Annotated in this window: 10 protein-coding genes; 3 read left to right on the top strand and 7 right to left on the bottom strand. The window is 47.3% G+C overall.

Going from position 1 to position 12803, the window contains the following annotated elements:
- Positions 1–139: 139 nt before the first annotated feature.
- Positions 140–907, top strand: coding sequence for an XRE family transcriptional regulator (locus IEY13_RS01410; protein ID WP_188949952.1), 768 nt, complete (start codon positions 140–142; stop codon positions 905–907).
- Here the strand turns inward: IEY13_RS01410 and IEY13_RS01415 are convergent.
- From IEY13_RS01415 to guaA, 7 genes are all read right to left on the bottom strand, one after another.
- Complete coding sequence (locus IEY13_RS01415; RefSeq protein WP_188949954.1) at positions 904–1803, bottom strand: histone deacetylase family protein; 900 nt, start codon at positions 1801–1803, stop codon at positions 904–906. The genes IEY13_RS01410 and IEY13_RS01415 overlap by 4 nt on opposite strands.
- Positions 1804–1818: 15 nt before the next feature.
- Positions 1819–2478 carry a ligase-associated DNA damage response endonuclease PdeM gene (gene pdeM / locus IEY13_RS01420; RefSeq protein ID WP_188949956.1) on the bottom strand — a complete coding sequence of 220 codons (660 nt, stop codon included), beginning with the start codon at positions 2476–2478 and terminating at the stop codon, positions 1819–1821.
- Positions 2479–2503: 25 nt separating this feature from the next.
- Complete coding sequence (locus IEY13_RS01425; protein ID WP_188949958.1) at positions 2504–4972, bottom strand: ligase-associated DNA damage response DEXH box helicase; 2469 nt, start codon at positions 4970–4972, stop codon at positions 2504–2506.
- 79 nt (positions 4973–5051) lie between these two features.
- Complete coding sequence (locus tag IEY13_RS01430; protein WP_188949960.1) at positions 5052–6650, bottom strand: ATP-dependent DNA ligase; 1599 nt, start codon at positions 6648–6650, stop codon at positions 5052–5054.
- Between the two features lie 3 nt (positions 6651–6653).
- On the bottom strand, positions 6654–7676 hold the full coding sequence (locus IEY13_RS01435) for a ligase-associated DNA damage response exonuclease (protein ID WP_188949962.1): 1023 nt from the start codon (positions 7674–7676) through the stop codon (positions 6654–6656).
- Positions 7677–7747: 71 nt separating this feature from the next.
- The gene (locus IEY13_RS01440) at positions 7748–8929 is read right to left on the bottom strand and encodes a type 1 periplasmic-binding domain-containing protein (RefSeq protein ID WP_188949964.1); all 1182 of its coding nucleotides are present in this window, start codon (positions 8927–8929) and stop codon (positions 7748–7750) included.
- Between the two features lie 42 nt (positions 8930–8971).
- Positions 8972–10501 (bottom strand): glutamine-hydrolyzing GMP synthase, encoded by a 1530-nt coding sequence (guaA, locus tag IEY13_RS01445; protein ID WP_188949966.1) that lies wholly within the window; start codon positions 10499–10501, stop codon positions 8972–8974.
- Between the two features lie 144 nt (positions 10502–10645).
- Here guaA and IEY13_RS01450 point away from each other — a divergent pair, with 144 nt between their 5' ends.
- Together IEY13_RS01450 and IEY13_RS01455 are read left to right on the top strand one after the other, a co-directional pair.
- Positions 10646–11344 (top strand): response regulator transcription factor, encoded by a 699-nt coding sequence (locus IEY13_RS01450; protein WP_146829761.1) that lies wholly within the window; start codon positions 10646–10648, stop codon positions 11342–11344.
- Entirely contained in the window at positions 11341–12723 is a 1383-nt protein-coding gene (locus tag IEY13_RS01455; protein ID WP_188949968.1) for an ATP-binding protein, read from the top strand. The genes IEY13_RS01450 and IEY13_RS01455 overlap by 4 nt, the downstream gene beginning before the upstream one ends.
- The last annotated feature ends 80 nt before the right edge of the window (positions 12724–12803 follow it).

The following is a 12803-nucleotide window of genomic DNA, read 5'->3' on the forward strand; positions in this document are numbered from 1 at the left end:
CACTACTATAACTGTATTTGCAACGTTTCAGGGTATTCATGCAGGTATTGGGAAAGGCTTACCTCTTTTCTGAAAATTTATCCCAAATAATTTTGCTAAGGCTAAATTAGTTAGTATTTTGCTCAAAAAATTATTAGCCATGAGCTACGCTGGAAAAAATCTGCGGTATTTACGCAAGCTAAGGGGCTGGACTCAAGAGGAATTTGCCAACAAACTGAATATAAAACGTTCACTGGTAGGCGCTTACGAAGAGGAGAGGGCAGAACCCCGCCTGGAAGTGCTGGAAGTGATCTGCGGTTTGTTTAAACTAAGCCTGGACGAACTGTTGCTGGAAGACCTGACTGCTTCGGGCGGAAAAGGCAACGGTGGTGGCAGCTATCTGGATAAACGCAGGCAGATGAAGATGTCTGTAGAAGTACAGCAGATTCATTTTGTACCGGTAAAAGCCGCGGCAGGTTACCTGGCAGGCTATGCTGATCCGGAGTTTGTAGATGAACTGAACACTTTTACCCTGCCCATGCTGGCACCCGGCCAATACCGTGCTTTTGAAATTATCGGAGATAGTATGTTACCCACCCCCAGCGGCAGCGTAATTGTAGGGGAGAAAGTTACAGAAATGGAAGATGTAAAAAGCAGCAACACCTATATCGTTATTTCCAAAGGCGAAGGCATTGTGTACAAGCGTATCATGCGCAACACCAAAGCAAAGAACAAGCTTACACTGGTTAGCGACAATCCTATATACGAGCCTTATAACGTAAATACAGAAGATGTGCTGGAAGTATGGAAGGCGCAGATGATTATTACCAAAGCCAACACCCAGCAGTTGTGGGATGTAAATCAGCTGGCAGGTCTGGTAAACAATCTGCAGGAGCAGGTAAGCAATCTGAAGAAGAAAATCAGCTAGTACATATCCAGTGCAGCCTTAAAGGTGTGGCAGTGTGCAGTAACGATGGTTCTTACATCGGGCGAGTATCCGCCACCCATAGCTACCGCTACAGGAATGCTGTGTTGTTTCAATAGCTGAAACACGTAATAATCTCTTTCCCGGCATCCTTCCGGCGTAACCTTTAGTTTGCCGAACTTGTCGGTATCCAGTATATCCACGCCTGAAAGAAAGAAGGCAAAATCGGGCTGTACCTGTTGTAGCAATCGGGGCAGGTGCTGGTGCAGCAATGCCAGATAAGCATTGGTATCGGTACCATCTGTTAAAGGCACATCCAGACTGGACTGTTCTTTATGAAACGGATAGTTGTGCGCCCCGTGCATGCTAAAAGTAAACACCCGTTCATCGTGGTTAAAGATGCTGGCGGTACCATTGCCCTGGTGTACGTCCAGATCAATAATCAATATGCGCGAAGCCATCTTTTTGTGCAGCAGGTAATTGGCAGCAATAGCCATATCGTTCAGCAAACAAAATCCTTCGCCACGGTTGGCAAAGGCATGGTGCGTACCGCCTGCCACATTTAATGCCACGCCCTGTTCCAGTGCGTGGTAACAGCAATCAATAGTACCCTGTGCAATTACCAGTTCGCGGTGGGTTAACGATGGCGATTGCGGAAAACCTATTTTACGCTGTTCCGAAGCTGTAAGGGTTTGCTGTACCAGCTTTTCCAGATAAGCCGCTTCATGCGTCCACAACACTACCTCTGCCGGGCATTCCACCGGTGCAAACAAATTCGCTTCTGTAATATATCCCTCATGTAATAATTGCCCGGGTATCAGCTCGTACTTGCGCATAGGAAAGCGATGCCCTTCCGGCAACGGCTGAATATAACAGGGGTCAAAAGCTATTTTAATCATGCCTGGCAAATAAGGTTACTGTATAGGAATTACAGATTGGTTTACTATAGCAAACACACTATCCTGCCGCGTAGGCTGTATACCTGCCAAACCGGTAAAGCGGCTGAAGGCGGGTAGTATAGCGTAGGTTTCGCCAAAGTAATAGCAGGGAAACTGTAAAGACTGTTTGCCCAGGCCATTTAAGCGGATGCCCGGATGAATATGGCCCGAGAACGTATACACCCCTTCACTGGTAGCAGAACAGCCTGCGGGGTCGTGCGTAAAGCAAAAACCACCGGTACTGTATTCTTCTGCATGGGTTACAATACCTGCCTGTGTATACCATTGCGCGGGCAGTATATCATGGTTGCCCTTTACCAGCGTAAAGTTCACCTGTGCAAGGCTTTCGCGCCAGCGTATAAACAACTCCATTTCTTTGTTCTCTTTGCTGTGAAACAGATCGCCTACAATAATCAGTTGCTGCGGGCGGTGGTGTTGTATCAGGTGAAACAGACGTTGCAGATCGTGCTGAAAAACAGATTGGGGTACGGCTATACCCGCTTTGCGGAAATGCCCGGTTTTGCCCAGGTGCAGATCCGATACAATAATGGCCTGCCCCTGCTCCCAGTAAATGCACCTTTCGGGTGATAGCCAGAAGGTGTTGTTGTGAATATGATGTGGTACCGGTAAAAACATTCCGCGGCAAAGATAGGTACTCTGCTTATTTTTCTTTTTCCAGTTGTTGCTGCATGCGCCTTACGCGGTCTTCCAGCTGTTCAGACGACATATCTTCCCGCAAACTGTCTACCTTAATAGGAAAGCAGAACGGCGTTAAACGCACCGGTACGGTAATAACAATATTGCTTTGCTGAATACGGTGCAGCGCTGCCCGTAAACGTGCTTCTTCCATCTGCTGGTCCAGCACTTCCTGGTGTGCCTGGCGCAGCAGAATATTGTACGGGTCGTATTCGCTGAATACTTTATATAACAGGGAGGCAGAAGATTGCAGGTGTCGTGCTTTTTTCTGTTCGCCAGGATAGCCCTGAAAAATCAGGCCCCCAATTACCGCCACATCTCTGAATTTGCGTTTGGCCATTTCGCCGGCATTGGCGCTCCGTTGTATATCGTGTATCAGGTTATCGGTGGTAAACAGTTCCGGCGCATTGCTGTCGTCCAGTGGTATGGGCTGGTCGCTCAGCAGTTCAAATCCATAGTCGTTCATGGCTATAGAAAAAGTAATAGGCAGTATGCGGCTGATGCGGTAGGCCAGCAGGGCGGCCATAGCTTCATGTACCAGCCGCCCTTCAAAGGGATATACAAACAAATGATAACCGTCTTTCGTTTCAATATGCTCAATCAGCAACTCGTTCGATTTGGGTACGTGCGATAGCTTCTCCTGCAAACGAAACAACGGGTGCAGTACTGTTAGCTCCGGCTCTTTGGCTTTACGGCTGTGCGCCAGGTTAAAGGTTTCGCGCAGTACCAACCCCAGGTTGGCAGAAAGGGGCAGGCGGCCACCATTCCATGCAGGCACAATGCTTTTAGAGGCGGTAGATTTTTTTACTATCACCGTCATGTCTTTAATGCCTACCAGCTGCAGGTTGCGGCCGGCAAGGGTAAAGCTATCTCCCGGTTCCAGGCGGCTGATAAAGTATTCTTCAATTACGCCTATATAACCGCCGCTCATAAACTTCACTTTCAGCATAGCATCGCTTACAATGGTGCCAATGTGCATGCGGTGCCGCATAGCCACCCTGCGGTTTTTAATACGGTACAGGCCGTTTTCTATCTCTACCTTTTTATAGTCGTCGTATTGCTGCAGCGCGTTACCGCCGTGTACAATATGTGCCAGCACCTGTTCCCACTCACTATCGTTAATCTCTGCATAGCAATAAGTGTTTTTTATTTCGGCATATGCCTGCGCGGCAGTAAAGCCTTCGCCTATGGCAAGGGTACACAGGTATTGCACCAGCACATCAAAGCACAATATCATGGGCTCGCGGCTTTCTACCATTTCTTCTTTAATAGCACGTTTTAAAGCGGCAGCTTCTACCAGTTCCAGCGAGTGGGTGGGTAAAAAGTAAATATGACTTACCTCACCGGGGCGGTGGCCGCTACGGCCGGCACGCTGCAGAAAGCGGGCCACACCTTTGGGCGATCCTACCTGTATTACCGTATCCACAGGCCGGAAGTCAACACCCAGGTCCAGGCTGGCCGTACACACCACTGCTTTCAGTGTTTCTGCATGTAGTGCATCTTCTACCCATATACGTAACTGGTGTTCAATACTGCCATGGTGCAGGGCTATAGCGCCTGCCAGCTGCGGTGCAATGGTTAACAGGGTTTGGTACCACCGCTCACTCATGCCTCTGGTGTTAATAAAAATGAGCGTGGTTTTACTCTGCTCTATAATCGGAATTACTTTTTCTGCCAGCTTAATACCCAGGTGGCCTGCCCACGGGTATTTTTCAATTTCATCGGGCAGTATAGATTCTATATGTATCGGCTTATCCAGCCTGGCGCGTACAATAATACCTGCCACACCCAGCGGCCGCATCAGTACTTCCTTTGCCTGTTCCAGATTGCCAATGGTAGCACTGATGCCCCAGAGGGAGAGGGGAGTGCTGTTCAGCGCTTTTTTACAGTGTACAACGCGGGATAAAGCCAACTCTACCTGCACACCTCTTTTACTGCCCAGCAGTTCATGCCACTCATCTACCGCAATTACACGCAGGCTTTTAAATACATCCGGGTAACCCTTTTGTGCCAGCAGCAGGTGCATGCTTTCCGGGGTAATAATCAGTACCTCGGGCATATTTCTTTTCTGCTTCTGGCGTTCGCTCATTTCCGTATCGCCATTGCGTACACCTACCTGCCAGGGTATCTGTAATTCGTGTAAAGCCTCTTCCATTGCCCGGCCAATATCTTTGGCCAGTGCGCGCAAGGGCGATATCCATAGCAGCTGCAACCCGTTTTTACGGGGCTTCTGATAATCGGCAGGATGTTGGTTAATGTATTGAATAACCGCACCCAGAAATACCGAAAAGGTTTTACCAAAACCGGTAGGGGCATTCACCAGTCCGCTTTCGCCTTGTGCAATATGCTGCCAGGTTTCTTCCTGAAAAGCAAAGGCTGTAAACCCTTTACGGGTAAGCCATTCGGTAATAACGGTATGTCCGGGGGGTATCAACGGTTATATAGTATAATTATGTTTATAAAGTTAGTTATTCGTTACGCAGCAGGCATTGTTTACTACACATATTCACACATTATTTTCCATACAGCTCCAGCATCTTCTTCAAATCTTCCAGCGTGTTTATATCATCCGGTGTTTTATCGGTACGCCAGCGGCTGATGCGTGGAAAACGCAGGGCCACGCCGCTTTTGTGTCTGTTGCTGGCAGCAATACCTTCAAAAGCTATTTCAAAAACCAGCTGCGGTTTTACGGTGCGTACCGGGCCGAATTTTTCTATGGAGTTGTTTTTTACAAAGGCATCTACCTGTGCAAACTCTTTATCGGTAAGGCCAGAGTAAGCTTTGGTAAAACTTACCAGTTTATCGCCATCTTTTACCGCAAACGTATAATCGGTATACAGGTTGCTGCGGCGGCCATGGCCTTTCTGCGCATAAATCATTACCGCATCTATGGTTAACGGATCTATTTTCCACTTCCACCAGTCGCCCACTTTACGGCCCACCTGGTAGGCAGATGATTTTCGTTTCAGCATCAGCCCCTCTGCTACCCGTTGCCGGGCTTCTTCCCGTATTGCTGTCAGTTGCGGCCAGCTGTTAAAAGCTATTACGGCAGATAGTTGCAGTACCGGGTGGTTAATACCCTGCACCAGTTGCTCCAGGTGTTTACGCCTGGTTTCCAGCGGTTGTTCGCGGCAGTCTTCATACTGGTATTCCAGCAGGTCGTACGCAAAAAAAGCAATAGGTGTTTCTTCCAGATTTTTCTTTGTAACATTCTTGCGGCCTATGCGTGTTTGCAGTAAAGCAAAGGGCAGTGGCATGTTTTGGGCAGCGGGAATAATTTCTCCATCCAGCACTACCCCATCAGGCAGCAGCGCCTGTAATACCTGGTATTCCGGAAACTTCTCTGTCATCAACTCCTCGCCCCGGCTCCATACAAACAGTTCGTTGTTGCGTTTAATAATCTGGCCCCGTATGCCATCCCATTTCCATTCTGCCTGCCATTCTTCCGGTGCGCCCAGTTGTTCCGGCGTTTTATCCAGCTGATGTGCCAGGTAAAAAGGATACGGTTTGGAATAATCTATCTGCGTATTATGTTCGCTTAACAACTGTTCAAAACTGGTAGTGGCGGGGTTCCAGTTACCACTGATGCGGTGGGCAATAACAGAAGCAGAAAGGTTTATTTTTTTAGCCAGTGCATTCACCATTGTTTTTTGCGATACACCAATGCGAAAGCCACCCGTAAGCAGTTTGTTAAATACGAATATTTCTTCGCGCTGCATCTGCCGCCAGCAACTGGTAATAAACTGCCGCTTAATGGTATCCGTCTGTTTTTCCAGCAATATCAGCTGTTCCAGATAACCGGCCAGTGTATGGCCTTCCTGGTTTTCCATAACGGGTGGGGGCAGTAATAAGGCAATGGTTTCGGCCAGGTCGCCTACGGTGTGGTAACTCTCTTCAAACAACCAGGCCGGCAGGCCGGTAATATCTATACACCATTGCGATAACCAGGAAGAGCTGATAATGCGTTTGGGCCGGCGGCCGCTGAACAGCGCTATTACCCATACCTTATCCCGGTCATCGGCCGTTACAAAATAGTTAGCCAGTGCATCCAGTTTTTCATTGGTGCCGGTAGAAGTGCCTAACGTATGTACCAGTGCTGCAAATGCTTTCATATATTATTCCTCCGCAGTGTTAACAGCTTTGCCGGATTCCGCATTTTCCTCCTCGCCGCCGTATTCTGTTTTTACTTCCGCACTCCATATCCCTTTTTCGTTCAGATAGCGGCTTAGCGCACTCTGAAACCCGTGTGTTACATATACGCGTTCTGCACCGGTAGCCTGTATGGTGCCAAGCAGGCCGTTCCAGTCAGCATGGTCGCTCAGTACAAAACCGGCATCTGCATTATGCCTTCTTACATTACCCCTTACCTGCATCCATCCGCTGCATACTGCTACATTGTAGGGGCTAAAGCGTCGTATCCATGGGCTGCCTTCTGCGCTGGAAGGCGCTATTACTATGCTGCCTTTCAGTTCTGCTTTGGTGGTTTCCGGTGTAACGCGGTGTACCTGTGGCAGGGCTATACCGGCAGAAAGAATGGCCTGGTGCATGTTCCATACCGCACCATGCACATATACCGGCTTTTCCAGCGGTGCTACTGCCGTAAGTATGCGCTGTGCCTTACCCAGGCTGTAACCTATAATAACACTGGTGTTAAACTGCTCTGCATTATGGGTAACCCACTGCCGTATGTCTTCATATATACCGGCCTGCTTTTTCCAGTTGTAAATGGGCAGGCCAAAGGTAGATTCGGTAATAAACGTATGGCATGGCACTACTTCAAAGGCACCGCTGATGCCATCATCTTCTGTTTTATAATCGCCGCTTACCACCCATACTTCGCCACCATGCTCCAGGCGTATCTGCGATGAGCCTATGATATGCCCGGCCGGATGCAGGGAAACTTTTACCCCATTTATGTATATGGGCTCATTCCAGCCTATGCTTTCATAATAGTTATCGCCCAGCCTTGCCTGTAACAGGGGTTTGGTGTAGTGGTGGCACAGGTAGTATTTATGGCCCCAGCGGGCATGATCGCTGTGTGCATGTGTAATCACTGCTTTGTTAACCGGCCGCCAGGGATCTATATAAAAATCTCCGGCAGCGCAATACAGTCCTTTATCGGTAAATGAAAGCAACATAGGCTAAGTAAAAAGCAAAATGCCAGCCAGAAACATCCGGCTGGCATTTTGCCATATTGTACATCAGCACGTTAATTCACACTTTTTACCGCACCATCCTGCATTTTTACAAAGTACAGTTTTTTGTTTTCCAGATAATCCGGAACAAATGAGGTGCTGGTAAGGCGTACCGCATCAAAGGAATAATCATTCGCTATTTTGTAGCTGGAATCAGACAGGTTGTTTAAAAAGTTGGGTTTGTTGTTCAGCATCAGTTTGGAAAAGTGAAACAGACTTTCAAAACCTTTAAACACCATATCGGTAGGTTTGCCCTGGTATTTATCCTTGTATTGTTTAACAATTGATTTGCCAAACGCATCTGTACGGGAATAATTGTAAGGGGTAGAATACACCACTTCAATATTCTTAACAGAAGAAGGATTAATCATATCCCAGGTAGGCATGCCCACTGCTACTGAGCGGTAACTGGTAGCGCTGCTATTAAGCGTACGCGCCAGCAAAGTGCCAAAGCTTTCATTTACGCTGCCGCAGATAACAATGTTCTGGCGGGTGCTGTCCATATAACTGGTCAATTGGTCTGCCGTAAAGTTGTCTGGCAGTTCCACCACTTTATACTTCAGCTTACTGGCCGCCGCCGCATCCATACCGGCAAAGTAGCCTTGTATTTTAGATTCCAATGCGCCCTTGCGGGTTACATACAGCATTTTGCCAATTACATAGTTTTGCTGCACATATTTATAAATGCCTTCCACATGTGTTTTTAACGTGGAGTTTACCATAATATAAAACGGGTTAGCAGTAACACCGGCATCATTAGGGTAGGTGGCAGATATAACAGGAATGTTTTTATTGAAAGAAAATTCAGAAATCACCTTCTGCTCTGCTGCGTTGTTTACCGAAGCAATAATGAGCGAAAAGTTGAGATAATCCAGTTCTTTAACAATGGAAACAATATTGGTACCTGCTTTTTTAGTATCATATACCCATACTTCCAACGGCGCTTTTTCCTTGTTCAGCGAGTCTACAGCCAGCATTACACCATTGTAAAACTCCAGCCCTGGTAACAGATACTTAGGCATTACACCTGTGCCCAGTTTATATGTGTAACCATTAAACGCAGAGTCTATATACAACGGTGCAAGTACCGCCACGCGCAGTCTTACAGGCTTCGGAATGTTATCCTGGGCATGTAAACTGCCTATCCAGCAGCAAAGCACAGCCAGGATAACCCGGGATTTGGTTATTAGGGTCATACACGATTTTATTTGCAATAACGCAACCGGCAAAATTAGTGCCTATTCCCACTCAATAGTAGCAGGGGGCTTAGAGCTGATATCGTATACCACGCGGTTAATGCCCTTTACATTATTGATAATTTCGTTGGATATTTTAGCCAGTAACTCGTAAGGCAGGTGACTCCAGTCGGCAGTCATACCATCTACCGAGCTAACAGCGCGCAGGCAGATTACGTTTTCGTATGTACGTTCGTCGCCCATTACCCCTACCGATTGTACAGGCAGGAAAATAGCGCCGGCCTGCCATACTTTATCGTACCAGCCAGATGATTTCAGGTTGTTGATATAAATAGCATCCGCTTCCTGTAGTATAGCTACTTTTTCAGGCGTAATATCGCCCAGTATACGAATAGCTAAACCAGGGCCCGGAAAGGGGTGGCGGCCCAGCAGGGCATCGTCCAAACCTAAAGCCTTACCTACGCGGCGAACCTCATCTTTAAACAAAGTATTCAGCGGTTCTACCACCTTCAGCTTCATAAAATCGGGTAAACCGCCTACGTTGTGGTGCGATTTAATGGTGGCAGACGGGCCTTTTACAGATACAGATTCAATTACATCGGGGTAAATAGTACCCTGTCCCAGCCACTTCACGTTTTGTACTTCATGCGCCGCATCATCAAACACCTCAATAAATACGCGGCCAATAGCTTTACGCTTCAGTTCCGGATCTTTTAAACCAGCCAGCTGGCTCAGAAAACGGTCGCCGGCTTTAATACCGCGAACGTTCAGGCCCATATGCTTGTATGAGTCCAGCACCTGCTCAAATTCATCTTTGCGCAGTAAGCCGTTATCTACAAATATGCAATGCAGGTTTTTGCCAATAGCCTGGTGCAGTAATACTGCGGCTACAGAAGAATCCACACCGCCGGAAAGGCCCAGTACCACCTGGTCATCGCCCAGTTTGGCGCGCAGGTCGGCAATGGTAGTGTCTATAAACGCATCAGGCGTCCAGTCCTGCTTACAGCCGCAAACAGTGGTAAGGAAGTTTTGTAACAGTTGTTTACCGTCTATGCTGTGTGTAACCTCGGGGTGAAACTGAATACAATAGGTTTGAGAATCTTTAATATGGTAGGCTGCCACCTTTACCGAATCGGTGCTGGCAATAATTTCAAAGTTTTCCGGTACGCTGGAAATGGTATCGCCATGCGACATCCAAACCTGCGATTGCAGGGGTACGTTGTGGAAAAGCGCGTTGTTGCTTTCTATAAAATGCAGATTGGCTCTTCCGTACTCTCTTATTTTAGAGGGAACCACTTCGCCACCGGAATGCTGGGCAATGTACTGGGCGCCGTAGCAAACTCCTAACAGCGGAAATTTGCCATGGAACAGACTCAGATCAATCTGAGGGGCATCTTCCTGCCTTACAGAATAAGGGCTTCCGGAAAAAATAACGCCTTTTACACTGGCATCAAACTGAGGAAGATGATTAAACGGATGGATTTCACAATAAACATTAAGCTCTCTGACTCTCCGGGCAATTAACTGTGTATATTGAGACCCGAAGTCAAGAATGATGATCTTTTCTTGCATGTGCAAAAGTAGTATTTATCTGCAATGCACCCAAAAGGTGGGTGCGGTCAAAACCCTTACCAAAAAACAAATATTGTCCGATTTGTGTAGTAAAATGACTTTTTTCATTATTTTGATATAGAATAAGCTTACAAACGTTTAGGGATGGAAAACACATACAGAATTCTTCTGGCAGAAGATGAGCCAAAGCTGAGTCAGGTAATTCAGGACGAACTAGCGCGGCAGGGATACCAGGCGGATGTGGCGTATGACGGATTGATTGCCGAAAAGTTGTTTAAACAGCATAACTACGCGTTAGTGTTGCTGGACATTAATCTGCCATACAAAAACGGTCTGGCCCTGTGCAAGGAGTTCAGAGAGCACAATAAAAATGTGCCTATTATTATGCTTACCGCTTTGGGCGAGCTTTCCGATAAAATTGATGCGTTTAACCTGGGCGCAGACGATTACATGGTAAAGCCTTTTCATTTTGATGAGCTGTTTGCACGCATCAGGGTGTTTCTGAAGCGCTCCGATACGGCAGGCGATGGCGGTGAAAAAATAGTGGTGGCCGACATGGAAATAGACATGGAGAACAAAATGGTTACCCGCGGCGGAAAAAGCATCAGCCTTACTGCCAAAGAGTTTGCCCTGCTGGTACTGCTGTCGCGTAACAAAGGCAAGGTAATTTCCAAGCATGATATTCTGGAAAAGGTATGGGAGTTGAGTTTTGATACCGGCACCAATACCATTGAGGTATATATCAGCTTCCTGCGTAACAAAATTGATAAACCCTTTGATGTTAAACTGATACACACCAAACCCGGGTTTGGTTATTATGTGAGAGAGACTGCCCTGTCATGAACCTGAAAGTAAAATTTGCCCTTCTATTCAGTTTATTAGTATCCATTATCCTCTTTTCTTCAGTACTGGTTATTTATTTTTTGTATTCTGATACCAGGAGGGAAGACTTCAATAAACGTCTGTGGGCCGAAGCCCTGCAGAATTACCGCGTGTTTTACCATGTAGATACGCTGGATAAACAGCTATTGCGCGAAATTGACCGGAACTCGCCGGCCAATCTGGTTGATTTACAAACTATTATTCTGGATGTTTCCTTCCATCAATTGTTTTGTTACCCCGATACCATGCACCACCAGTTGGATAAACAGCTGTTGCAGAAAATCCGCTGGTCGGGCGGGGATGGCTTTTACTTTAAAAAAGGCAAACGGGAATATGTAGGCGTGTATGTGGGGGAGAACAGCCGCAGCTGTTATGTAATTACTTCTGCTATAGACCGTTACGGGCTGCGTAAAATGGAGCGTTTGCGCCTGATTATCGGATTTGTAATATTCGGGGGTATACTGCTTACTGCCCTGGGTGCCTTTATTTTTGTGAGGCAGGTAATGAAACCGCTGGACAGAGTAAAAGCCCAGATGCAGCGTATTACTGCCAACAACCTGAAAGAGCGGGTACAGGTAGGGAAGGGCTATGCCGAGCTGGAGCAGATTGCAGAAAACTTTAATGCCATGCTCGACCGCCTGGAAAAAGGGTTTGAACTGCAAAAAAGCTTTGTACATCATGCCTCGCACGAGCTGCGAACCCCACTGGCCAGTATGCTGGCCCAGACCGAAGCGGCCCTGAACCGGCAGCTGAGCCCGGAAGAGGCCCGGCAGGTACTCGTTTCGCTGAAAGAAGATCAGCACGCGCTGATTGAACTGGCTAATTCTTTACTGCTGTTGTCGCAATACGATAGCATTAACTATTCTTCCAGCTGGCAATGGGTAAGGCTGGATGAAGTACTGTACGATAGCATTGCACTTACCAATCAGGTAATGCCCGACTGTAATATTTCTGTTGATTTTGCCACTATTCCGGAAACGGATATGGACCTGGCCATACGCGGCAATGAGGCGCTGCTGCGTTCAGCCCTGCGCAACCTGATTAAAAATGCTTACCTGTATTCCGCAGATAAATGCCTTACTGTAATTATAGAAGGCGGCCGGGAAGAAGTATGTATTTATGTGGATAATGGGGGGGAAGTGCTTACGTTGCCTGAACAGGAACGCCTGTTTATACCTTTTTTCCGCGGTGGCAACGCCATGCGTGCCAAAGGCTTTGGACTGGGATTATTAATTGTAAAACGTATTGTGCAACTACACAGAGGCTCCATTGAGTACAGTGTATACGAGGGTAAAAACCGTTTTACGCTCCGCTTTCCCAAAGAAGTTACAGAAGAGTAGCAAGGTTCCGATGACCAGAAGGGTTGTTCCGGTGGCCGGAAGAGCTCTTCCGATGACCGGATGAGTTGTTCCGATGACCG

It is taken from the genome of Filimonas zeae (assembly GCF_014641615.1).
Lineage (GTDB): Bacteria > Bacteroidota > Bacteroidia > Chitinophagales > Chitinophagaceae > Filimonas > Filimonas zeae.